Source organism: Mesorhizobium sp. M0960 (assembly GCF_040319055.1).
Classification (GTDB): domain Bacteria; phylum Pseudomonadota; class Alphaproteobacteria; order Rhizobiales; family Rhizobiaceae; genus Mesorhizobium.
Map to the genome: position 1 here is coordinate 157,020 of NZ_JAMYNN010000004.1, position 24,000 is coordinate 181,019.

22 protein-coding genes are annotated in these 24,000 nt (G+C 63.3%); 13 read left to right on the top strand and 9 right to left on the bottom strand.

Translation table 11 applies throughout. From position 1 onward, the window contains the following. Positions 1-27: 27 nt before the first annotated feature. The 7 genes from NKH63_RS11515 to NKH63_RS11545 form a co-directional block, all read right to left on the bottom strand. Positions 28-1,443, bottom strand: a complete 1,416-nt coding sequence (locus tag NKH63_RS11515) for an FAD-binding oxidoreductase (RefSeq protein WP_352917879.1) — start codon at positions 1,441-1,443, stop codon at positions 28-30. Between the two features lie 83 nt (positions 1,444-1,526). Further along, positions 1,527-2,807 (bottom strand): amylo-alpha-1,6-glucosidase, encoded by a 1,281-nt coding sequence (locus tag NKH63_RS11520; protein ID WP_352917880.1) that lies wholly within the window; start codon positions 2,805-2,807, stop codon positions 1,527-1,529. Positions 2,808-2,845: 38 nt separating this feature from the next. Continuing rightward, positions 2,846-3,886, bottom strand: a complete 1,041-nt coding sequence (locus tag NKH63_RS11525; RefSeq protein ID WP_023716717.1) for an ABC transporter ATP-binding protein — start codon at positions 3,884-3,886, stop codon at positions 2,846-2,848. A gap of 21 nt (positions 3,887-3,907) precedes the next feature. After that, positions 3,908-4,747, bottom strand: coding sequence for a carbohydrate ABC transporter permease (locus tag NKH63_RS11530; protein WP_352493961.1), 840 nt, complete (start codon positions 4,745-4,747; stop codon positions 3,908-3,910). Further along, positions 4,744-5,589 carry a carbohydrate ABC transporter permease gene (locus tag NKH63_RS11535; RefSeq protein WP_023716719.1) on the bottom strand — a complete coding sequence of 282 codons (846 nt, stop codon included), beginning with the start codon at positions 5,587-5,589 and terminating at the stop codon, positions 4,744-4,746. The genes NKH63_RS11530 and NKH63_RS11535 overlap by 4 nt, the downstream gene beginning before the upstream one ends. 76 nt (positions 5,590-5,665) lie before the next feature. Then, positions 5,666-6,934: an ABC transporter substrate-binding protein gene (locus NKH63_RS11540; RefSeq protein ID WP_352845855.1), complete on the bottom strand. Its 1,269-nt coding sequence runs from the start codon at positions 6,932-6,934 to the stop codon at positions 5,666-5,668. A 38-nt stretch (positions 6,935-6,972) separates the two neighbouring features. Next, entirely contained in the window at positions 6,973-8,016 is a 1,044-nt protein-coding gene (locus NKH63_RS11545) for a LacI family DNA-binding transcriptional regulator (RefSeq protein ID WP_352493963.1), read from the bottom strand. A 227-nt stretch (positions 8,017-8,243) separates the two neighbouring features. Here NKH63_RS11545 and NKH63_RS11550 point away from each other — a divergent pair, with 227 nt between their 5' ends. From NKH63_RS11550 to NKH63_RS11595, 10 genes are all read left to right on the top strand, one after another. After that, entirely contained in the window at positions 8,244-9,218 is a 975-nt protein-coding gene (locus NKH63_RS11550) for a sugar-binding transcriptional regulator (RefSeq protein ID WP_023716722.1), read from the top strand. Positions 9,219-9,262: 44 nt separating this feature from the next. After that, positions 9,263-10,708, top strand: coding sequence for an ABC transporter substrate-binding protein (locus NKH63_RS11555; protein WP_023716723.1), 1,446 nt, complete (start codon positions 9,263-9,265; stop codon positions 10,706-10,708). A gap of 153 nt (positions 10,709-10,861) precedes the next feature. After that, positions 10,862-11,785, top strand: a complete 924-nt coding sequence (locus NKH63_RS11560; RefSeq protein ID WP_023716724.1) for a carbohydrate ABC transporter permease — start codon at positions 10,862-10,864, stop codon at positions 11,783-11,785. A 9-nt stretch (positions 11,786-11,794) separates the two neighbouring features. Further along, on the top strand, positions 11,795-12,652 hold the full coding sequence (locus NKH63_RS11565; RefSeq protein ID WP_023676025.1) for a carbohydrate ABC transporter permease: 858 nt from the start codon (positions 11,795-11,797) through the stop codon (positions 12,650-12,652). 4 nt (positions 12,653-12,656) lie between these two features. Further along, complete coding sequence (locus tag NKH63_RS11570; RefSeq protein ID WP_023716726.1) at positions 12,657-13,775, top strand: ABC transporter ATP-binding protein; 1,119 nt, start codon at positions 12,657-12,659, stop codon at positions 13,773-13,775. Further along, the gene (locus tag NKH63_RS11575; protein WP_023716727.1) at positions 13,772-14,896 is read left to right on the top strand and encodes an ABC transporter ATP-binding protein; all 1,125 of its coding nucleotides are present in this window, start codon (positions 13,772-13,774) and stop codon (positions 14,894-14,896) included. The genes NKH63_RS11570 and NKH63_RS11575 overlap by 4 nt, the downstream gene beginning before the upstream one ends. Continuing rightward, positions 14,896-16,458: an FGGY-family carbohydrate kinase gene (locus NKH63_RS11580; RefSeq protein ID WP_023716728.1), complete on the top strand. Its 1,563-nt coding sequence runs from the start codon at positions 14,896-14,898 to the stop codon at positions 16,456-16,458. The genes NKH63_RS11575 and NKH63_RS11580 overlap by 1 nt, the downstream gene beginning before the upstream one ends. A 7-nt stretch (positions 16,459-16,465) precedes the next feature. After that, complete coding sequence (locus NKH63_RS11585) at positions 16,466-17,506, top strand: 2-hydroxyacid dehydrogenase (protein WP_023716729.1); 1,041 nt, start codon at positions 16,466-16,468, stop codon at positions 17,504-17,506. A gap of 19 nt (positions 17,507-17,525) precedes the next feature. After that, positions 17,526-19,043: a glycerol-3-phosphate dehydrogenase gene (locus NKH63_RS11590; protein ID WP_023716730.1), complete on the top strand. Its 1,518-nt coding sequence runs from the start codon at positions 17,526-17,528 to the stop codon at positions 19,041-19,043. Then, positions 19,043-19,981: a sugar phosphate isomerase/epimerase family protein gene (locus NKH63_RS11595; RefSeq protein ID WP_023716731.1), complete on the top strand. Its 939-nt coding sequence runs from the start codon at positions 19,043-19,045 to the stop codon at positions 19,979-19,981. The genes NKH63_RS11590 and NKH63_RS11595 overlap by 1 nt, the downstream gene beginning before the upstream one ends. 46 nt (positions 19,982-20,027) lie before the next feature. Here the strand turns inward: NKH63_RS11595 and fba are convergent, their stop codons facing one another. Then, positions 20,028-21,092 (bottom strand): class II fructose-bisphosphate aldolase, encoded by a 1,065-nt coding sequence (gene fba / locus NKH63_RS11600; RefSeq protein WP_352493967.1) that lies wholly within the window; start codon positions 21,090-21,092, stop codon positions 20,028-20,030. A 262-nt stretch (positions 21,093-21,354) separates the two neighbouring features. Between fba and NKH63_RS11605 the strand changes: the two genes are divergently transcribed. From NKH63_RS11605 to derI, 3 genes are read left to right on the top strand one after another with little or no spacing between them, the layout of a single operon-like run. Beyond that, positions 21,355-22,119: a DeoR/GlpR family DNA-binding transcription regulator gene (locus NKH63_RS11605; RefSeq protein WP_352482709.1), complete on the top strand. Its 765-nt coding sequence runs from the start codon at positions 21,355-21,357 to the stop codon at positions 22,117-22,119. An 11-nt stretch (positions 22,120-22,130) separates the two neighbouring features. Beyond that, entirely contained in the window at positions 22,131-22,889 is a 759-nt protein-coding gene (locus tag NKH63_RS11610) for a triose-phosphate isomerase (protein WP_352482707.1), read from the top strand. Positions 22,890-22,915: 26 nt separating this feature from the next. Then, positions 22,916-23,359 (top strand): D-erythrulose-4-phosphate isomerase, encoded by a 444-nt coding sequence (gene derI, locus NKH63_RS11615; RefSeq protein ID WP_352482706.1) that lies wholly within the window; start codon positions 22,916-22,918, stop codon positions 23,357-23,359. Here the strand turns inward: derI and dhaL are convergent. Further along, complete coding sequence (gene dhaL, locus NKH63_RS11620; protein WP_352845859.1) at positions 23,356-23,994, bottom strand: dihydroxyacetone kinase subunit DhaL; 639 nt, start codon at positions 23,992-23,994, stop codon at positions 23,356-23,358. The genes derI and dhaL overlap by 4 nt on opposite strands. Between the last annotated feature and the right edge of the window lie 6 nt (positions 23,995-24,000).

Sequence of the window (24,000 nt, forward strand, 5' to 3'; positions counted from 1 at the left end):
CCCGGCCAGCGCTACCGGCCTTCGATTTCAGCCCGTCGCAAGGTCGAAGATGCGCCCGGCATTGAGGATGTTGTTCGGGTCGAAGGCTGCTTTCAGGCGCCGCATGGCCGCAATCTCTGCATCGCTGCGCACCAGATGCAGCCACTCCTTCTTGTCAAGGCCGATGCCATGTTCGGCCGAAACGCCGCCGCCGGCGGCGGCCACACCGCGGTAGACGGTGCCGTATGCGGCTGCCGGATCCACCGTGCGGATCTGGTAATGCAGATTGCCATCGCCGAGATGGCCGAAGACGTAGATGTCGGCGCCGGGGTCGACGGCCTTGATGGCGGCTTCTGTTTCGTCCAGGAAAGTCGCCATTCTCGCCAGTGGGATGCTGATATCGACGCCAATCAGGCCTGCCATCGAAAACAGGAAACGGTTGGCCTCCTCCCGCACCGCCCAGAGCGCCCGGAATTCGCGCGGCGATTGCGAGACGACCACGTCGTCGATCACGCCCTCCTCGACCGCCTGCATCAGCGTCGCGGCAAAGCGTTCGCCGTCGCGGTCGGGCTCGCTGCCCTGTATCTCGGCAAGCACATAGACGGGCGAGCCCGCGGGCAGCGGCGCCGGCGCGTCCATGCCGGCGATCATGGCGCCATAGAGCGGGGCGAAATTCACCTCATAGGCCGAGAGCGAGGGCCCGAGTTTCTGCCTGAGCAGCGCCAGCAGCGCGATTGCAGCGTCGAGCGAAGCAAGCGCGCAGAAGGCGTTGATCTCGGTGGCCGGCTTCGGGTGCAGCCGCAGGCATGCGCGGGTGACCACGCCGAGCGTGCCCTCACTGCCGATGAACAATTGGCTGAGGTCATAGCCGGAATTGTCCTTCGCCAAACCCTTGAGCGAGGTCAGGATGCCGCCGTCGGCAAGCACCGCTTCCAGGCCAAGCACCTGCGCCCGGTACATGCCGTAGCGCAGCACGCGGATGCCGCCGGCATTGGTGGCGACATTACCGCCGACGGTCGCCGCGCCGCGCGCTCCGATGTCGACGCCGAACAGTAAGCCGGCCGCATCGGCGGCTTCCTGCACCGTTTGCAGCGGCGCGCCGGCCTCGGCGATGATGGTTGTCGCTTCACGGTCGAGGGCTTCAACGGAAGTCATACACTCCAGCGACAGCACCGCTTCGCCGGGTTGGACGCGAGCGCCGCCGGCGAGCCCGGTCCGGCCACCCTGGATGACAAGCCTCTGTCCGGCCTCGTTGCACAGGCGAAGTATGTCCGACACCTCGCCGGCCGTACGTGGACGCAGCACGAACTCCGGCGATACGCCGGCTTTGCCGTCGGGGTCTTCCCTGTAACGCGGCCCGGCCTCATCGGCCGAAACGATCGCCGACCGGTCCAGCCGCTTCTCCAGCCGCGACAGGAGTTCGCCGGTCAGTGGGGACAGAGCGCTCACGGATGGTGTCGTCATGCGCCGCTCCTGTAACAGGCAGGACGATAGACACGGACTGCTGTTTGTCAAACCCACGCGGGACTGCCAGTCGTGGCCGGCCTTCAGCCTCGACCCTTCAAAAACTCGATCACCATTGCCGCGGTCCAGGTGAAACGGTTACCGCCGAGCGGCTCGCCGCTGAGGGGATCGTAATATTCGGCAAAGCCGCTCTCGGCGATCAGGTCGAGACTGGACTGGGTGATCCGTTGTGCGATTTGGCTGTGGCCGGCGGCGGCAAGGCCATTAGCGATCATGTAGTTGACCACCAGCCAGACCGGGCCGCGCCAGTAGCGCTTGGCGTCGAAGCGCGCATCGCCAGGATCGTGCGAGGGGACGATGTAACGCGCTTTGCCGGCGATGCGCTCGATCGTTGCGGCGATGGCCGCTGCCCGGCTTTCCGGAATAGCCGAAAACACCGGCAGAATGCCGCCGACCGACGCGCTGTCAACGTGCTTTCCGGCCACTCGGTCGAAACAAATGTACTGGCTATGTGTGTCGCTCCACAGCCGTTCCATCGTCGAAAGCCCGTTTTCGGCACGGGCGCGGTTGGCTTTTGCGATTTCGGTTTCGCCAAGTGCCTCGGCGAGATCGGCAAGATCGGCGGCGGAACGGATCAGAATGGCATTGAAGCCGGGATCGACGACCTGGAACGGCGAGGCATCGTGCAGCCTGGCATTATCCCAGCCAAGCCCGCGGAAATGCTGCAGCAGCCAGACATAGCGGTCATACTGTGCCTTGGTTGGACGATGCGCCGGATCGGCGTGCAGGATGTCGCGGCGGGTGTAGGGCTCGACGCCTTCGGTCGGCACGTGCTCAAACGCCTCGTCCCAGTCGATCGAGTTGTCGCGACCGGACTCCCATGGGTGGATTATGGCGACCAGCCCTTCGCCGTTCGGGTCGCGGTTTTCGTAGAACCAGCGGTGCCAGGCATCGATTTTCGGCAGCAACACCCGGGCACGCTCGGCCGCCAGCGTCTTGTCCTTGGCCTGGTCAAACAAGCGGCGCACGGCAAAGCCGGCGACCGCCGGCTGGGTGATGCCCGAGGTGGCGGTCGGGCGGTCCGTCCGCCAGACCTCCGGTCCCGGGAAATAGCCGTCGCTCCAGACATGGAAGACGATGTGCGGTACCATGCCGTCCGGCCACTGGTGGGCGAACAGCGTGTCGATCTCGGTCCAGGCTCGAGCCTCATCGTAGTGGGCAAGACCGAGCGCGGTCAGGCAGGAATCCCAGTTCCACTGGAACGGGTAGAGGCCCTTGGTCGGTATGGTGTAGGTGCCTTGGTCGTTTTCCCTGAGCACCTCTACGGCGCGGGCGATGGTTTCGTCGACAGCAAGAGATATCATGGGGGCGGTCGTACTTTCAGGATCGAAGGGCGTTTGGATCAAAGCGCGTTGGTGGTTTCGGGGTCGAACCAGCGGATGCGGTCGGGTTTGGGCAAGAGCCGCAGGTGATCGCCGACGGCGACCGTGGCATTCGATTCGAGGATGGCGCGGAACAGGCCGCCCTCGACATCGCAGGTGACCAGCGTGTGCGGTCCGAGCGGCTCGACAACGCGCACGGTGGCGTGCAGCCCTTCGGTGCCGGTGTCGACATCCTCGGGGCGAATGGCGAATTCTATCGTCTGCTTGTCCGATTTGGGGCCGGGCAGCGTCAGCCCGGCGACGGTCCAGCTGCCGTCTGCCGCCTTCGTCGCCAGGATGAAATTCATCGGCGGGTTGCCGATGAAGGAGCCGACGAAGCGTGCGGCCGGATTGCGATAGACCTCTACCGGCGAGGCGGCCTGGACGATATGGCCCTGATGCATGACGGCGATGCGGTCGGCGAGGCTCATCGCCTCGACCTGATCGTGAGTGACATAGATGGTGGTGGTCTTGGACGCGGCGAGCACGCCCTTGAGCTCGGCGCGCATTTCGAGCCGCAGCAGCGCATCGAGGTTCGACAGCGGCTCGTCCATCAGGATCACGTCCGGCTCCATCGCAAGTGCCCGAGCGACTGCCACGCGCTGGCGCTGGCCGCCGGAAAGCTGGCCCGAATAGCGCTTCAAAAGCTGCTCGATGTGCATGAGCTCCGCGGTGCGGTTGACGCGCCCCTCGACCTCCTGCTGCGGCAGCTTCTTCATGCGCAGGCCGAAGGCGATGTTCTCGAACACGGTCAGGTGCGGAAACACGGCGTAATTCTGGAACACCATGGCGATGCCGCGTTCGCGCGGCGGCAGATGGTCGACGCGACGGCCGCCGATCCAGACCTCGCCCTGGCTTGGCGTTTCCAGCCCGGCGACGATCCTCAGCAGCGTGGTCTTGCCGCAACCCGAGGCGCCAAGCAGCACCATGAATTCCTGGTCGGCGATGGTCAGGTCGATCGAATGCAGCGCGGTGAAGCCACCGAAACGTTTTGCGACCTGCTTGATGGCGATCTCAGCCATCGGCGTTCTCTTTTGTGCGCGTCATCGGTTGGCGATCCCCCACATGGCGAACAGATATTTGCGAACGGCGAAGATGAAGATCAGCGCCGGGATGACCAGTGCCGCGCCACCGGCGAATTTGAGGTAGAGCGGCGATTCGCCGAGGCTCTGCAGCAGGAAGGCGGTCAGCGTCCGGTTCTCGATGGTGAGCACGGCGGCGGCAAACACTTCGTTCCAGGAGATGGTGAAGGCAAATACCGCCGACGCCGCGATGCCCGGCAGCGCCAGCGGTAGAATGATTTTTCGGAATGCCTGCAATCTCGTGCAGCCGAGCGTCCAGGCCGCTTCCTCCAGCTCGACTGGAATGCCGGAGAAGAGCGAGAACGTGATCAGCACCGCGAATGGCAGCGCCAGCGTGGTGTGGACCAGCGCCAGCCCGATCGCGGTGTCGTCGAGGCCGGTGCGGATGAACATCACCGCCAGCGGTAGCGCCAGCAGCGGCAGTGGGAAGGCGCGGGTCATCAGCACGAGGAAACGGAACGTTTCCTTGCCCGGGAATTCGAAGCGCGACAGCGCGTAGCCCGCGGGTGCGCCGAAGCCGATCGAGAGGAGCATCGTCAGCGTGGCGACGAGAACGGAGTTCCACAGCGCCCTGGCGACGCCGGCGAAATTGATGAAGAAAGAAAGGCTGCCGAAATCGAATGACGGGAAGAAGCGCTTGGGAAAGGCGGTCACCTCTTCCGGCGACGACAGCGCGTTGACGATCAACAGATAGATCGGCAGCAGCACCCAGATGCAAAGCAGGATGACGGTGGCGACCAGCAACCAGTTGCCGGCTTTGCGGGCCTCAGGCGCGGCGATCGACAGCTCCACCGTGCTCATATCCGCGCCTCCTTCGGCACACGCAGCACCCGCAGGAAGAACAGCGTGAAACCGATCGATATGGCGAGGATGAACAGCGCCATGGCGGCGGCGACATTGCGGTCCTGCAGCGTGAACTGCCAATTGTAGGTCTCGCCCATCAGCACCGGCAGATTGGTGCCGCCGAGTGCTGCAACCACCGCAAAGACCTCAAAGGCAAGGATGACGCGCAGGATGATCGCCGTCTGCAGGCTGGGGCGCAGCAGAGGCAGCGTGATCTTGATGAAGCGCTTCCACGGACTAGCGCCAAAAACCTCCGCCGCCTCGTAATATTCCCGGGGGATGAGCCCCATGCCGGCGACCAGAATGACCATCATGATGGCGGTCGCACGCCAGATCTCGGCCAGCGCCACGGCGATGAAGATCGTCAGCTTGCTCTGGTAGCCGAGGAACATGACCGGCCTGTCGATGACGCCGAGATTGGAGAGCAAGGTGTTGAGGAAGCCGGACTGGTCGAAGATGGCGAGCCAGATCAGCCCAGCGGCGAGATCGGAGATGCCGAGCGGAATAGCGAAGATATAAAGCGCGGCGCTGCGCCCGGCCGCAAGTCGCGACACCATCGTTGCCATCAGCAGCGCCATGACCAGCTGGATGGGCACGACGACGGCGCTGAGAAGCAGCGTGTTGCGAACCGTGACCGGAAATTTCCAGCTGCTGGTCATGGTGCGGAAATTGTCGAGCGTAAAGCCGCCGTCGCGGGTGAACGCCTCGAAGGCGACCAGCGCAAACGGATAGAGGAAGAAGACGCAAAGGAACAGCGTCGCCGGCGTCAGCAGCAGATAGGGCAGGGCCTTGCCGTGCATGGAGCTCTCTCTATTCGAAGCTTCAAAAGGGGTGGGCGCCCGGCGCGCTGGAAATCCGGACGCCCGGGGAGGATTCTTAATCGACGGGACAGGCGCCTTGCGATGGTTTGTCGGGCGCCCAGCACGGCGCTTTCGCCTGGTCGATGATCGCCTTCAGCGCCGTCGCCTGTTCGTCGAGCACGCCGTGCACATCCTCGCCGCCGAGCACGATGCGCTCGAAGCTGTCGGTGTAGATCTGATTGAACTTGCCGCCGAGGCCGCCAAGTCCCATCGGCAGCAGCGCCGGCAGCGCATCCGGGGCTCCGGTCATGGTGGCGATCACTGGGCTGAAGGCCTTCACCGAGGCCGGCATGTCGTCGGGCAGCTTGACGTCGACGATGGGGAAGAAGTTTGTCGCCTTGAGCGTCGCGATCTGGGTTTCCGGTTTCAGCATATAGGCGACCAGTGCCTTGGCCTTGTCCATGTCGGGCGAGGTCTTCGGGATAGCGACGCCGGCGACCACCGGCATGTAGCCGCGGCCTGCCGGGCCGGCCGGCGCCGGGAAGGCGACGAAGTCATCGGGTTTCTGGTTGAAGGCGTCGGCGAGGCGCGCCACGTGATCGAATGCCACCCAGACTTCGCCGGTCAACAGCGGCTCCTGCATGAAGGCATAGTTGGTCGAATTCGGGTTGGTGTATTGCCACAATTCCTTGAACTTGTTCCACGCCGTCTCGGCCTCCGCCGAGCGAAACTTGGTCACCATCGAGCCGGTATACGATGGAAGGAGAAAACCCTCGAAGAAACGGTGCTTCAGCCCTTTCGGGCCGGCCGGAAAACCGAATTTGGGCGAACCGGTCTTTTCAGCGATGTTTTTCGCCCACTCGATCAGTTGGTCATAAGTGATGGTGTTGAGATCGGTGCCGGCCGGCAGATATTGCAGCGCCTGCTTGCTGGCCGCCATCAGAAAGGTGGCCTGCATCCATGGCAGGTACTTCTGCTCGCCGGTGCCGAGCATGCCGAGCTTCTTGTAGGTCTCGTTGACCTTGACGCCACCGAGATCGACGCCAGAGAGATCGACAAGGTCCGCGCCGACGGTGGAGAAGTCTCCGTGCAGGCCGCCGAGCACGCCTATGGTGCCGGAGCCGGCCTGCAGTTCGGCCTGAAGGCGGGTGAGCCAAGGCCCGTCCTCGGCGACCTGATAGTCGACCTGGCCATCAAACCCCTTCAGCACCTCGCTGCGCATCTTCTGTGTCTCTTCCACTGGTCGCGCCTGTGTCGACCAGAACAACACCTGCTGGGCTTGCGCTGCGCCGGCAGCGAGCGACAGCGCCAGCACGGCGCCGGCCAATATCCGCAAAGCATTCATCGTCATCTTCCTCCCTGGGTTGCGCCGCGAAGCGGGCGTCAGTTCTGTCTTGTGGGTGCCGGGCCATGGCTTGCCCGCGAGACAAGTGTCGGCCGGACCAGCCGCGTCAGTGGCGCGTCCGGCCTGTTGCCGATGACGGTCAGCAGCATCTCGCCGATCTCGCGCGCGCACTGGCGGATCGAGGCGTCGAAAGTGGTTAGCCCCGGCGGCGCATAGGCTGAGGCGGCTATGTTGTCGAAGCCGATCACCGAAAGGTCGCGAGGAATGGCAAGGCCGGCTCGGGCAGCCTCTTCCATCACCGTCAGCGCCAGCTCGTCGAACAGCGCGACAATGGCCGTCGGCCGCTCGGTGGCGTGCAGTAGCCGGTTGATTGCATGGATGCGGGCACCGCGATCGAACCGCGGTGCCGTCGCCACATCGAGCCTGACCGTCGGATCGCCTCGGCGGGCGATCGCGGCAGCGAGCCCATCCTGCCTGAGATGGCGAAACGTCATCGGCTCGGAAATCGTCACCAGGCCGAAATGGCGGTGTCCGAGATCGTAGAGCATGTCGAAGGCCTCGCCGAATGCGTGCGCGCCATCGGTATCGAGCCAATGATAGGCAAAGTCACCGTCGAGCAGCCGGCCATGCGCGACGAACGGAAAATTGCGTTGACGCAGATAGGTAAGCCGCTCGTCGACCTCGGCGATGCGGGTGACGACGACCCCATCGGCGCGTCCGGATTCGACAACATGGCGAAGCACGGAAAGTTCCGACTGGCCCTGCGCCGCTGCGGCCAGGATCAGGTCGGAACCGTGCGAAACCAACCCTTCGCCGAGCCCGGTGACGAATTCGCCGAGGAAGGAATCGACCAGATTGGGGCCGCGGATCGGCAGCACCATGCCGACAAAACCGCTGCGGCCGGAGACTAGCGTGCGGGCTGCCGTGTTCGGCACATAGCCGGCCCGGCGCGCGGCCTCGGTGACACGTTGGCGCGTTTTCAATGCGATCTGCTCGTGGCCGGCAAGGGCGCGCGAAACGGTGGTGATCGACAGGCCGAGCTGTGCGGCTAGTTCCTTGAGGGTGGTAACGCGGCCCGGCATCGTTCCTCTCGAACGAAGTTTGAAACGTTTGTAATCAGTCCAAGCGAAATTGCAAACGTTTTAAATGCGCGCGATCGGTGTTGCTTCTTGCCCGTTGGTTCGCGCGGCCCTGTTCGGCCCCGGGCCGGCAAGCTTCCGGACGGAGATTTAAACGCAGCGGTTGCTTGACTCGGACGGCGCCTTGTGAAAAATTTTACAGCAACTGATAAAAATATCAAAGGGCGGAAATGGTTGGTTTTGGCAACGGCCTGCTGCGCGACGACGAGACCGGGATGGCAGCCCGCGCTGCCTGGCTTCACTATGCCGGCGGCCTGACCCAGTCGGAAGTCGCCAAGCGGCTCGGCCTGACCAGCCTCAAGGCGCACCGCCTCATCACCAAGGCCAATCAGGAGGGCCTGGTCAAAGTCTATATCGATGGCGAAGTCTCAGAATGCGTGGAACTCGAGGACGAGTTATCCGGCCGTTACGGCCTTGACTATTGCGAGGTGGTCCCGGACTTCGATGCCGAAGACCTGCCGCTCAAGGCGCTCGGCATTGCCGGCGCGCAGTTTCTCAAGCGCGAGATCGAACGCGGCGAGGAGGCGCTGATAGGCGTCGGCCACGGCCGCACGCTTGCCGCCTGCGTCGAATATCTGCCGCGCATATCGGCCGGCAGGATCCGTTTCGTTTCGCTGCTTGGCGGCCTGACGCGCAAGTTCTCCGCCAATCCACATGACGTCATCCACCGCGTCGCCGAACGGACCGGCGCGGAGGCCTATGTGATGCCGGTGCCGATGTTCGCCAACACGGTCGAGGATCGAACGGTGCTGCTCGGGCAGAAGGGCGTCAGCGATGTCTTCGACCTCGCCAAGACCGCCGACTTGCTCATTGCCGGCATTGGCACCGCCGAGCGTGAGGCCTCGCTTGTCGCCACCGGCATGATCGAAAAGGGCGAGATGGAGGAGATCCGCCGCAACGGCGGCGTCGGCGAACTGCTCGGCCATTTCTTCGACGATGCTGGAAAGGCCGTCGCGACGACGCTTTCCGACCGGGCGCTGGCACTGGCGCGCGAAGACATCAGCAACCGCAGGATTGTCGCCGTCGCCGGCGGCAAGGTGAAGGTTCGCGCCATCAAGTCAGTGCTGGAGGGCCGCTATCTCAAAGGCCTGATAACCGACGAGCGGACGGCGCGATCGCTCGTGGAACAGACGCCGGTCGGGTAGCCGGCAACCATTTCGTTGAAACTACCCTGTGGAGGAGAAGAGAAATGCATGAGAAAGAGAAAGACCTCATCGACGCGTTCCTGCGTGGACAAGTCGGCCGCCGTGGGCTGATCAAGGGCCTCGGTGCAATGGGCCTTGCCGCCAGCACCGCCGGTACACTGCTCAATTTCGGGCAGACCCGCGCCCTGGCAGCTGATTTCGACTGGCAGGCGCATAAGGGCAAGACCATCAAGCTGCTGCTCAACAAGCATCCGTACGCCGATGCGATGATTGCCAACCTCGACAACTTCAAGAAGCTGACCGGCATGGAAGTCGTCTATGACGTGTTCCCCGAAGACGTCTATTTCGACAAGGTTACCGCCGCGCTGTCGGCCAGCTCGCCCGAATACGATGCCTTCATGACCGGCGCCTACATGACTTGGACCTACGGCCCGGCCGGCTGGATCACCGATCTCAACGAATGGATCAAGGATCCGGCCAAGACCAACCCGAAATATGCCTGGGACGACTTCCTGCCCGGCGTCAAGAATTCTTGCGCCTGGAACGGCCAGCCGGGCGGCGCGCTCGGTTCGGAAGACGCCAAGCAATGGTGCATTCCGTGGGGCTTCGAGCAGAACAACATCACCTACAACAAGGGCATGTTCGACAAGGTCGGCGTCAGCGTTCCCGGCAATATGGATGAAATGGTCGCTACGGCGGCGAAGCTTACCAAGGATGTTGGTGGCGGCGTCTACGGCATCGGCGTGCGCGGCTCGCGCTCCTGGGCAACGATCCACCCGGGCTTCCTGTCGGCTTACGCTAATTTCGACCAGAAGGACCTGAACGTCTCGGCTGACGGCAAGCTGTCGGCCGCGATGAGCACCGCCGAATCCAAGGCTTTCCACAAGCAGTGGGTGCAGATGATCCAGGAGAGCGGCCCCAAGGACTGGTCGACCTACACCTGGTATCAGGTCGGCACCGATCTCGGTGCAGGTGCGTCGGCGATGATTTTCGACGCCGATATCCTCGGCTATTTCATGAATGGCGGCGACAACAAGATGGCCGGCAAGCTCGCCTTTTCGGCGTTCAAGGCCAACCCGGCCGCCAAGGCGCCGACGCCCAATATCTGGATCTGGTCGCTGTCGATGTCCAACTTCTCGAAGGACAAGGACGCCACCTGGTACTTCATGCAATGGGCATCCGGACCCGAGCATGCATTGTTCGGTGCGACCAAGATGGACTTCGTCAATCCGGTTCGTCAGTCGGTCTGGAACGACGAGATGTTCCGCGAGAAGCTGAACAAGAGCTATCCGGGCTACGTCGAGATGTTCGACGTCTCGGCGCCGGGCGCCAGCATCAAGTTCACACCGCAGCCGCTGTTCTTCGATCTCACCACCGAATGGGCGGCGACGCTGCAGAAGATGGTGGCCAAGGAAGTGCCGGTCGACGAAGGCCTCGACAAGTTGGCCGAGAGCATCAACAGCCAGCTCAAGGAAGCCGGGCTCGGCTAAAGCCGCGGCCAAGGCTGGCCCGTCCGCGGGTCAGCCTTTGAGATGTGATACGTTTGCGACGCGGTGCCGAGCGGTACCGCCTGCTCGCCCGACCGGCCGCCTTGCTCCCTTGGGCGGCCGGGACGGCGAAGCAACAGAATGACGGAGCAGCAGATGACTGCGGCGACAATACAAAGAAACAGGCCGTCGGGCTTCAGGATCAGCAAGCGGGTGCTGCCCTATCTCCTTAGCTTGCCGGCCTTGCTGGTCTGCATCGGCATCCTGATCCCGTTCTTCACATCGGTGGTCTATTCTTTCCAGCGCTACCGATTGAGCCAGCCTTGGGCGCGGCAATTCAACTGGGGCGACAACTATATCTCGTTCTTCACCGACCCGAAGTTCTGGAACACGCTGCAGGTGTCGCTGCTCTACGCCGGCATCACCGTCGTGCTCGAGTTGCTTCTCGGTCTCGGCATCGCCATGCTGCTGCAAAAGCGCTCGACGCTGAACAACTTCATCTCGATCATGCTGTTGATGCCGCTGATGACGGCGCCAGCGCTCGCCGCGCTGATGTGGAAGCTGATGACCAATCCCGGCTTTGGCGTGCTCAGCTATCTCGCCAGCCTGATCGGGCTGCAGGATTTCCGCTGGGCCTCGTCGCCCTCGACGGCACTGCTCACCGTCGTGCTTGTCGACATCTGGGTCTACACGCCCTTCATCATGATCCTGCTGCTTGCCGGTCTGCGCAGCCTGCCGACGCAGCCCTTCGAGGCGGCAGCACTTGACGGCGTGCCGCGCAGCTTCGTGTTCTTCCGCATCACCCTGCCGATGCTAACCCCCTATATCCTGACGGCGACATTGTTCCGCCTGCTCGATTCCATCCAGCAGTTCGACATCATCTACGCCATGACCCAGGGTGGTCCGGGCGACACGCTGACCGTGTTCCAGGTCGAGGCCTATCTCAACTTCTTCCAGTCGACCAATGTCGGCCGCTCGGCGGCGCTGATGATCATCCTGTGGGCGATCACCTATTTCCTCTCGAACATCTTCATCAAGAACTGGCTGCGGCTGCGCGAACGCGCCCGCGGCCAGGCATAGGAGGCTGGCATGGAACATACCTCCCTTCTCGAACGCATCCTGCGCGGCATAGCCCTGGCGCTGGTCGTGATCTTCTTCATGTTCCCGATCGTCTGGATCCTGATGATGTCATTCCAGACCAACGAGACAATCCTGCGGATTCCGCCACAGCTTGTCTTCGAGCCGACGCTCGCCAACTACACCGCCTTGATCACCGGCAAGCTGATGACGGCGGCCGGCACGCTCGACATCGCCTTCATGCGCAATCTCTGGAATTCCGTCTTCCTGTCGGTCACCTCGGTTGCCGTCGCGTTGCTGCTCGGCGTGCCGGCCGCCTATGCGTTTGCGCGGCATAAGTTTCGCGGCTCGGAGGACATTGCCTTCACGCTGCTGTCGTTCCGTTTCGCGCCGGCGCTGCTGGTGCTTTTGCCGCTCACCCTCTATTTCCAGAAGCTCGGGCTGGCCAATACCTATATCGGGCTGATCTGGGTCTACCAGCTGATCTGCCTGCCGCTGATCCTGTGGATCGTGCGCGGCTATTTCGAGGATATACCGGCCGACATCGAATACGCCTACCGCATTGCCGGACATTCCTGGTTTGCTACCTTCCGCAAGATCGCGCTGCCGCTCGCCGGCCCAGGCATTGCCGCTGCCGGCCTGCTCGCCTTTATCTTTGCCTGGAACAATTTCGTTTTTGCGCTGGTGCTCGCCTCTGCCGACAAGCAGCCGGTGACGGTCGGCGCGCTGGCCTTCATCACGTCCTCCGGCATCCAGTATGGCCAGATTTCGGCGGCGATCGTGCTGTCGATCACGCCGACCCTGGCGCTCGCGCTCTATGCGCAACGCTATCTGGTCGAAGGCCTGTCGCTTGGCGCGGTGAAAGGATAGTCCGATGGCAAGCCTCGAACTGCGAAACATCGTCAAGCGCTATAAAAGCCAGACCGTTCTCGACAATCTGTCGCTGACCGTCGCCGACGGCGAAACGCTGGTCCTGTTCGGACCGTCCGGCGCCGGCAAGACGGTGCTGTTGCGGCTGGTGGCCGGGGTCATCGACCCCGACGAGGGAAAGATCCTCATCGGCGGCGAGGACATGACCGATCTCGACGCCGAGTTCCGCGGCGTCGGCATGGCATTCCAGAACTTCGCGCTGTTCCCGCATATGACGGCGTTCGACAACATAGCCACGCCTCTGCAGGCGAAGCACTCATCGCAGGGCACGATAAAGACCGGCGTCGAGAGCGTCGCTAAGCTGTTGAAAATCGGCCATGTGCTCAGCCACAAGCCGCGGGCGCTGTCCAACGGCCAGAAGCAACGCACCGCGCTTGCCCGCGCGTTGGTCGGCTCGCCGCCGCTGCTGCTGCTCGATGATCCCTTGCGCAACGTCGATGCCAAATTGCGCTTCGAAATGCGCCTCGAGCTGCCAAGGCTGCTCGCCGATCGTGGCGCGACCGTCATCTACGTCACCCAAGACTACAAGGAAGCGATGGCGCTCGGCGACCGCATCGCGGTGATGTCGCAAGGCGTCGTCAAACAGCTCGGCACGCCCGAGCAGATCTATCGCGAGCCGGCCAATGTCGAGATTGCCCGGCTGTTCGGCGACCCGACCATCAACCTTCTGGACGTCAAGCCGTCGCGGGACGCCAAGGGCATCTATGTCGGCCTGTCCAACGTCCAGGTCCATCTTGCCGGCGCGCATGAGGCGGCGGTCGGCCGTGATTGCGTGATCGGCCTGCGGCCGGAGGCTCTGGCGTTTGTTGATGAAGGCACGCCCGGCGCCATCCCGGTGACGGTCGAGGCTGAGACGCCGCTCAACGAGAAGATCGTCACCCTGGCGCGAACCGTGCGCGGCCGTGAAATCTTGGTCTCGCGTCCGTCCGGGACACCTGGCCAATCCGAGGGCAGGGCGCATATAGCCGTCGACAGCAAAAGCGCCCTGCTGTTCGATCGCGCGAGCGGCGAGCGCATTGGCTCGAAAAACGTCGTCAATTTGCGCAGTGGAGAAGCGGCATGAGCCCAAGCGCAATCACCCTCTCAGGCGTCGACAAGTTCTACGGTCCGATCGACCGCGGTGTGCATGCGGTCAAGAACCTGACGATGGAAATCGCCAAGGGCGAGATCGTGGCGCTGCTCGGCTCGTCCGGTTGCGGCAAGACCTCGACATTGCGTATGATCGCAGGCTTCGAAGAGGTCTCGCGTGGCACCATCGCGGTTGCCGGCCGCAAGGTGCACACGTTGCCGCCGGTCAGGCGCAACGTCGCAATGGCCTTCGAGGGCTATTCGCTCTATCCGCCCCTGACCGTGCGCGAGAACATGGCCTTCGCCCTCAAGGCGGCCAGGCTGGCGAAGAGTGCGGTCGATGCAAAGGTTGCCAACATCGCCAAGCTGCTCGAGATCGAGGACATTCTCGAGCGCTATCCGAGCTCGATCTCCGGTGGCCAGCAGCAGCGCGCCAGCCTCGGCCGGGCGCTGATCCGCGAGGCCGACCTGCATCTGCTGGACGAGCCGATGGGCCAGCTCGAGCCGCAGCTTCGCGCCGTGCTGCGCGGCCGCATCAAGCATTTCATCAAGGAGCGTGGCCTGACCGCGATCCTGGTCACGCACGACCAGACCGAGGCCAATGCGCTGGCCGATCGCATCGCCGTCATGGAGGGCGGCGTGCTGCAGCAGTTCGATACGCCTGACAGGCTCAAGGAACGGCCGGCAAACCTGTTCACCGGCACCTTCGTCGGCGAGCCGCCGATGAATGTCTTCGAGGCCTATGTCGGCACGGCTGCCGACAAGATCAGTCTCAAGCTGCCCGACGGGCTTTCGCTCGACTACGACAAGGACGCGTTCAGCGGCCCAGTTCGCGATGAATTGCTCAACCGGCAACGCGTCGTCATCGGTGTCAGGCCCTATGCCGTCCGCCGCTCCAAGGACGGTGTGCCGGCCACGGTTTCGGCCAATCAATGGCTCGGCGACCAGACCCATATCGCCGCCGACTTCGCCGGCGGCTCGCTGGTTCTGGTCGAACATGACCGGACTCGCCTGGAACTCGGGGCGCCTATCAAGGTCAGCATCGATCCAAAAAACCTGCACGTCTTCGATCAGGCGAGCGGCGACGCCATTTCGCACGGCACGGAGCTTGCCTGATGCGGGATGTGCTGATCGGCATCGACGCCGGCACGTCTGTTATCAAATCCGTCGCCTTCGACACGGCGGGCAGGCAGATCGCGGCAGCCGCGCTGCCGAACAGATACGAGACACTGCCGGGTGGCGGCGCCGAGCAGGACCTAGTCCGCACCTGGGCCGATACCGCGACGACCTTGCGCCAACTGGCCGACAAGGTGCCGGATCTCGCCAGCCGGACCATTGCCATCGCCGTGACCGGGCAGGGCGACGGCACCTGGCTGATCGACAAGGATGGCGAGCCGGTGGCCAAGGGCTGGCTGTGGCTCGACGCGCGCGCTGCCGCCGTCGTCGAGGAGATCCGCGCGCGGCCCGAAGACCGGCTGCGCTTCGAAAAGACCGGCAGCGGGCTCGCTGCCTGCCAGCAGGGGTCGCAATTCGTCTTCATGAAGCGCCACATGCCCGCGATGCTTGCCAATGCAGCGACGGCGTTCCACTGCAAGGACTGGCTTTATTTCAAGTTGACCGGCCAACGCGCCACCGACCCGTCCGAAGGCACCTTCACCTTCGGCGACTTCCGCACGCGCAGCTATTGCGACGATGTTCTTGAGGTGCTCGGCGTCACCGATCTCAGGCATCTGCTGCCGCCCATCGTCGATGGCACCAGGCAAAGCACCGCACTGTCGGCGACAGCAGCCGATGCGACCGGCCTGCTTGCCGGCACGCCGGTCGTTCTGGCCTATGTCGATGTCGCCTGCACGGCGCTCGGCGCCGGCCTGTTCGATCGCGAGCGCAAGCCGGGATGCTCGATAATCGGCTCCACCGGAATGCATATGCGGCTTGCCGAGACGCCGGACGAGGTTCTGCTCAACGAAGCTGCAACCGGCTACACGATGACCATGCCGGCACCGGGCGTCTTTGCGCAGATGCAGTCGAACATGGCGGCAACGCTCAACATCGACTGGGTCCTCGGCCTCGCCTCCGGCATTCTCGCCTCGCAAGGTATCACGCGGACCAATGGCGAGATGATCGCGCTGGTCGACCAGTGGATATCGTCGTCCGAGCCAGGCTCGCTGCTCTACCAGCCCTATGTCTCCGAGGCGGGCGAGCGCGGCCCGTTCGTCGATGCCAATGCCAGGGCCGGTTTCGTCGGCATTTCGTCCAGGCACGGCTATGCCGACATGGTTCGTGCGGTGTTCGAAGGGCTGGCTTTCGCGGCACGCGATTGCTACGCCGCCATGGGGCCGCTGCCCGAGGAAATCCGCCTGACTGGTGGAGCGGCCAGGAGCCCGGCTCTGCGCAAGATCCTGGGTGCTGCGGTCGGCGCCGACATTCGCACCAGCGAGCGCGAGGAGGCCGGTGCTGCGGGCGCTGCGATGATTGCTGCGGTCTGCGTCGGCCAGTACGCATCAATGGACGATTGCGTCAGTGAATGGGTCACGCCTTTGCTCCGTGCGGCCGAACCTAGCGACCGAAAACTTGCCGCTGCCTACGAGGCGATTGTTCCGTCCTACACATTGGCGCATGAGGCGCTGCGGCCGGTCTGGCGTTCGCTGGCCGCATCCAGACAAACTGACGTGAATTGAGAAGAGCATGCCCAACAAAATTGCGATCATCGGCGACCGCTTCATGCTTCCGGAAGTGTTTCGCGAGAAAATCGAAGCGGCCTGCGGCGATAATCTCGACATCCGCACCATTGAGACCGCATGGCCCGACGAGCCGATGGAATTCGGCAATGCGGCGCTCGGCCTCGACAAGGTCAAGGAATATTTCGGTGATCCGGACGAGGTGGTCGATTTTATCGGCGATGCCGAAATCTTCGTCACCCAGCTTGCGCCGCTTTCCGAAACCATGATGCAGCGCTTGCCGGCGCTCAGGCTGGTTGCGGTGTCGCGCGGCGGGCCGATCAACATCGACATGGCTGCCGCCAACGCCCATGGCATCACCGTGGTCAATGTGCCCGGCCGCAACGCCAGCGCGGTGGCCGAGTTCACCATCGGCGCCATCCTCGCCGAGACGCGGCTGATCCGCGTCGGCCACGAAGCCTTGCGCAAGGGCGAGTGGCGCGGCGATCTCTACCGCGCCGACCGCACCGGCCGCGAGCTCAACGAAATGACCGTTGGCGTCATCGGCTATGGCAATATCGGCACCAGGCTGGTTCGGCTGCTGCGCGCATTCGGCTGCCGCATCCTGGTCTCCGATCCCTATGTGCAATTGAGCGTCGAGGACCGCAATGCCGGCGTCGAGCTGGTTGCGCTGGACGATCTCCTGTCGCGCTCCGATGTGGTCACGCTGCATTCCCGGGTCACCGAGGAGACGCGCGGCCTGATCGGCAAGGACGCCATTGCCCGGATGAAGCCCGGCGTGATCTTCGTCAATACCGCGCGCGGACCGCTGGTCGACTACGATGCGCTCTACGAGGGGCTCGTCTCGGGGCAGATCGGCAGTGCCATGCTGGAGACGTTCGCCGTCGAGCCGGTGCCGGCCGACTGGCCGCTGCTGCAGCTGCCGAATGTGACGCTGACGCCGCATATCGCCGGCGCGTCGGTACGCACGGTGACTTATGCTGCCGAGCAGGCGGCCGAGGAAGTGCGCCGCTTCATCGCCGGCCTGCCGCCGGTCAATCCATGCTGACGACAGGGCATAGAGCGAGATGAGCGGTGACAGCGAAATCGTCGATCTCTTCGTCATTGGCGGCGGCGTCAATGGCGCCGGCATTGCGCGCGATGCAGCAGGCCGGGGGCTGTCGGTCATCCTCTGCGAAAAAGACGATCTCGCCGAAGGCACCAGTTCGCGATCGGGAAAGCTCGTCCATGGCGGTTTGCGCTATCTCGAATATTACGAGTTCCGCCTGGTGCGCGAGGCGCTGATCGAGCGCGAGGTACTGCTGGAATCCGCACCGCACATCATCTGGCCGATGCGCTTCGTGCTGCCGCACAGCCCGGATGATCGGCCGGCCTGGCTGGTCCGGCTCGGCCTGTTCCTCTACGACCATCTTGGCGGCCGCAAGCGGCTGCCGGCCACTCGCACGCTTGACCTGCGCACCGCACCCGAGGGCGCGCCGATCAAGGACAGCTTCAAACGCGGCTTCGAATATTCCGACTGCTGGGTCGACGACGCCCGCCTGGTCGTCATCAACGCGCTCGACGCCGCGGAGCGTGGGACCAGGATATTCACCCGCACTGCCTGCACCGCCGCCCGCCGCGAAAACGGCCTGTGGTCGGTGGAGATGCGCGACGGTCGAACCGGCGTCAGGACCACGGTTCGGGCACGGGCGCTGGTCAACGCCGCCGGCCCCTGGGTCAATGACATCATCAATCGCGTCGCTGGCCAGAATTCCAGGCGCAACGTGCGCCTGGTCAAGGGCAGCCACATCGTCGTGCCGAAATTCTGGGAAGGCCGGCAAGCCTATCTCGTCCAGAACAGCGACAAGCGCGTGATCTTCATCAATCCCTACCAGAACGATCTGGCGCTGATCGGCACCACCGACATTCCTTATGACGGGCGGCCGGAAGACGTGACCGCCGACGCCAGCGAGGTCGACTACCTGATTAAGGTGGTCAACCGCTACTTCAAGCGCCAGCTTGCGCGCAGCGACGTCGTCTACTCGTTTTCCGGCGTCAGGCCGCTTTATGACGACAATGCCGACAATCCGAGCGCGGTCACCCGCGACTATATTTTCGAGCTCGACGTGGCGGCGGGACAGGCGCCGCTGCTTTCCGTCTTCGGTGGCAAGATCACCACCTTCCGCAAGCTGGCCGAGCACGCGCTCGACCGCATCGCCCCGTTCTTCCCGAAGATGGGCAAGCCGTGGACCTCGAAAGGACATCTGCCAGGCGGCGATATCGCCAATGCCGATTTCGAGCAGTTCCTCGGTGACCTCGGCCACGAATATCCCTGGATGCCGGCCTCGCTGGTCAAGCATTATGGCCGGCTCTACGGCACAAGGACGCGTGATCTGGTCGGCGCGGCCGGTTCGCTCGCTGAACTGGGGCGGCGCTTCGGCAAGGATTTGTTCGAGCGCGAAGCCAATTACCTGTTCGAGCATGAATGGGCCGAGACGGCCGCCGATATTCTCGAACGGCGCACCAAACACGGACTGCATCTGTCCGCCGCAGAAAGAACCGCCTTCGAAGACTGGTGCTCGAGCCGGCTGGCGAAGGCAGGCTGATGGCCTTTACGCTGTCCCTCAACACCAACCCGCTGGTCAATCGTTTCGCCGAACCGGACGATCTGATCGATGCGATCGCCTACGACATCGGCATCCGCGACGTGCAGCTCACGCATGAATTCGTCAATCCCGGTTGGCCGGCGGCGACGATCGCCAAATTCATCCGCCTGTTCCGCTCCGCTCTCAACCGCACCGGCGTGCGTGTGACCTCCGCGATGACCGGCCCCTACGGCCGGCTCAATCATTTCGGCCATCCCGATGCCGACGTGCGGCGCTATTATGTCGACTGGTTCAAGACCTTTGCCGAAATTTCGGCCGAGCTCGGCGCCCGCGGCATGGGCACGCAATTCGCGATCTTCACTCATCGTGACTATGACGATCCCGAGCGTCGCGCGCGGCTTTTCGAGATCGCGCTGGAATGCTGGCGCGCGGTCGCCGAGCACGCCAAAGCGGCCGGCTTGACCTACCTGTTCTGGGAGCCGATGTCGGTCGGCCGCGAGTTCGGCCATACGATCGAAAGCTGCCGGACGCTGCAGAGCGAGATCGATGCGGCCGGCATGGCGATCCCGCTCAAGATGATGGTCGATATCGACCATGGCGACGTGACGTCGAGCAATCCGGACGACATCGACCCCTATGCCTGGGCCGAAGCCTTTCCAAAGGAATCGCCGATCATCCACGTCAAGCAATCCTCAATGAACAAGGGTGGCCATTGGCCGTTCATTGCCGCCTACAACAAGGACGGCCGCATCACGCCGGAAAAGCTGCTGGACACTGTTCGCCGTGGCGGCGGCGTCGACAATGAGATCTGCCTCGAATTGTCGTTCCGCGAACGCGAGCCCGTCGACCACCAGGTCGTCGCCATGATCCGCGAATCGGTCGACTATTGGGCGCCCTTCATCGAGGCCGGCAGGGCCGGTCTTTTGCCGAAAGCATGATGGATGAGCAGGTGCCGACGCGGCTCCTGCTCAGAACCGGAATATGTCAGCCGAATTTCGGATCGAGACTGCCCGACTTGTAGCGCTTGGCCATTTCCGAGACCGGCAGCGGCTTGATCCTCGGTGCGTTGCCGGCAGTGCCGAACTGCTCGAAACGCTCCTTGCACAGCTTCCGCATGGCGGCCATCGCCGGCGTCAGATATTTGCGCGGATCGAATTCGCTCGGGTTCTCGGTCAGCACCTTGCGGATCGCGCCGGTCAGCGCCATGCGGTTGTCGGTATCGATATTGATCTTGCGCACGCCATGCTTGATGCCGCGCTGGATTTCCTCGACCGGCACCCCCCATGTCGGCTTCATCTGGCCGCCATATTTGTTGATGATCTCCTGCAGCTCCTCCGGCACCGAGGACGAGCCGTGCATGACGAGGTGCATGTTCGGCAAGCGGCGGTGGATTTCCTCGATGACGTTCATGGCAAGCACCGCGCCGTCCGGCTTGCGGCTGAACTTGTAGGCGCCGTGGCTGGTGCCCATGGCGACGGCCAGCGCATCGACACGGGTGTCGCGCACGAACTGTTCGGCCTGAACCGGGTCGGTCAGCAGCTGATCGTGGCTGATGACGCCCTCGACGCCATGGCCGTCCTCCTGTTCGCCGCCGCCCATCTCCAGCGATCCGAGAACGCCGATCTCGCCCTCCACCGACACGCCGCCCCAATGCGCCATATCGACGACGCGGCGGGTGATATCGGAATTATAGCCGTAGTCGGCCGGCGTCTTGCCGTCTTCCTTCAGCGATCCGTCCATCATCACCGAGGTGAAGCCGTACTGGATTGCGGTAACGCAGGTCGCTTCGTTGTTGCCATGGTCGAGATGCATGCAGACCGGGATATCAGGATGGATTTCGACCAGCGCGTCGATCAGCTTGGCCAGCACGACATCGTTGGCGTAGGCCCGCGCGCCGCGGCTCGCCTGCAGGATGACCGGCGATTTGGTCTCCTCGGCTGCCTCCATGATGGCGAGGCCCTGTTCCATATTGTTCATGTTGAAGGCAGGCACGCCATAACCGTATTCGGCGGCATGATCGAGCAATTGTCTCAGTGTGATGCGAGCCACTCAGTAGTCTCCCGTATCCGGTTTCGAGCCAGTGTTTGCGGGCTGTTCGGCTATTGTCGAGCCCGCTAAAGCTTCTGGCCGGATTTCCGCTGCACCGCAACCGCTGGACGCCCGGCCGACAGCAATTCTTGTTACGGCACGCCGTCAGAAGCGTCATGATATCCCAGGCAGATATAACATTATCACAAAAATACTGGTGGCTATGCGACGTTTCCTGTTATATCTCGGAACGTGGTTCGGATTGCACGAGGAAGCCGCGGAAATGAAGAGCGACGGCCGTCGGCAAGGCATCATGGATTTTCTGATGGACACCGGCACCGCCAGTGTCGACGATCTTGCCTCGCGCTTCGGCGTCTCCAAGATGACCGTCCACCGCGACCTCGACGAGCTCGAGGAGGGCGGCTTCCTGCGCAAGGTACGCGGCGGCGCCTCGATTCAGCCGAGCAGCCTTTTCGAGAGCGATTTCCGCTACCGCCAGAGACTGGCCGGCGACGAGAAAAAGCGCATCGCCGCCGCTGCCGTGACGATGATCGAACCGGGTCAGACGGTGATCATCGACGACGGCTCGACCGCGGGCGGCGTTGCTCGGCATCTCGTCGATCTGCGTCCGCTGACGGTGATCTCGAACAATCTGGCTGTCATCCAGGATTTGGCGGGCGTTGCCGGCATCAACCTGATTGCGCTCGGCGGCCAGTACAGCAAGAAGTTTCACGGCTTCTTCGGCCTGCTCGCCGAAGATACACTGAAATCATTGCGCGCCGATGTCGCCTTCCTGTCGTCATCGGCTATCCACGGCGCTTCCGCCTTTCACCAGGATCAGGAAGTGGTCCAGACCAAACGGCTGATGATGGCCGCTGCGGCGCGCAAATATCTGCTGGTCGATCACGGCAAGTTCGGCCGCACAGCCTTGCATTTCCTGACCGATCTCAAGGCTTTCGATACCGTCTTCACCGGCCGCGAGCCGCAGCCGCAGATGCGTGCGGCGCTGGATGGTGACGGCGTGTCGCTGACAGTGGTCGCAGAGTAGGAGGAGCACGCATGGTTTACTGGGTCGGCACCAGCTGGAAAATGAACAAGACGCTCGCCGAGGCGATGGCTTTCACGAGGGCATTGGCCGAGTTCGTCCCCGGTTTCGACGAGCGCATCCAGCCCTTCGTCATCCCACCCTTCACGGCGGTCCGCGAGGTCAAGAAAGCGCTGTCGCCGACGCGCATCAAGGTCGGCGCGCAGAACATGCATTGGGCTGACGCCGGCGCCTGGACCGGCGAGATCTCGCCGGTAATGCTGAAAGACTGCGAACTTGATATGGTAGAGTTGGGCCACAGCGAACGGCGCGAGTATTTCGGCGAGACCGACAAGGCTGTCGGGCTGAAGACCGCAGCGGCGGTGAAGCACGGTCTCGTGCCACTGATCTGCGTCGGCGAGACTTTGGCTCAACGCGACAGCGGGCAGGCGGATACGGTGCTGGCCTTGCAGGTGCACGGCGCGCTGCAGTTTCTCGAAGGCGCGGCCAGGGCGGCGACGATCCTGTTTGCCTATGAGCCGGTCTGGGCGATCGGCGACAAGGGCGTGCCGGCAAGCTCGGACTATGCCGGCAGACAGCAGGCGCTGATCAAGAAAATCGCGCGCGACCTGCTGCCGGCCGTGCCGCCGGTGCTTTATGGCGGCAGCGTCAATCCGCAAAATGCCGCCGAACTGATCGGACAGTCTCATATAGACGGCTTGTTCATCGGCCGTTCCGCCTGGCAGGCGGACGGCTATATAGACATCCTCAAACGCGCCTCAGCGGCGATCTGAACCATCGAACAGGAAGGAAACCGAACATGAAAATAGCCATTGGAGCCGACAGCGCCGGCAAACCGCTGCTCGATGTCATCGCCGCTCACCTCGCCACCAAGCCCGGCCTCACGGTCAGCGATCTCAGCCAGACGGGCTTCTACGCCGACCTGTCACAGAAGCTCGCCCAGACCATCCTGGACGGCGAGAACGATCGCGGCATCCTGTTTTGCGGCACCGGCATCGGCGTATCCATTTCCGCCAACAAGGTTCCCGGCATTCGCGCCGCACTCACCCACGACACCTATTCGGCCGAGCGCGCTGCAAAATCCAACAACGCCCAGATCATCACCATGGGCGCGCGCGTCATCGGCCCGGAATTGGCCAAGTCGATCGTCGATGCATGGCTTGCCTCGGAATTCGATGAGATGGGACCGTCGGCCGGCAATGTCCAGGCGATCGACAGGCTCGATGCAGCGAAGGTCCGTTAAGCCAGACTGTACCGTATCGCTTTGATGATCGTGACGGCCGAGGCAGCGCCGGGATCCATATGCCCGAGCGATCGTTCGCCGAGCCGCGAGGAGCGGCCCTTCGCGGCGATCATATCCTTGGTTGCCTCGGCGCCCCGTTCGGCTGCGGCGAGTGCAGTTTCCAAGCTCTCCAACAGGGTCTTGCCGGCTTCCTGCGCGGCGCCCGCTGCCTGTGCTGCCGGCAGCCAGGCGTCGACCATGGTCTTTTCGCCGAGCTCGGCCTTGCCGCGATCCTGGATGCCTTGCGCCATCGCCCGGAGCATGGCGATGATGTCAGCATCCTCCAGAATTGCCTTGCCTTTGACGGCGGCGGCAGCGCGCATGAAGGCGGTCGCATAGAGTGGGCCTGACGACGCGCCGACGGCGTTGAGGAACGACTTTGCCGCGGTATTGAGCAGCGCCGTCGGTCCGGTCGCCGCGAGGTCGAGTTGCGCCAGCGCCTCGCGTACCGCGCCGAAGCCAAGCGCCATGGCGATGCCGTGGTCGGCGTCGCCGATGACGCCGTCGAGTTGGCAGAGCCTGTCCTTGTCGGCGTCGATCGCCGCCGCGATCTCATCGAACATTCTTTTCAAGCCGGCTGAGTCGATCGAGGTCATGATGCT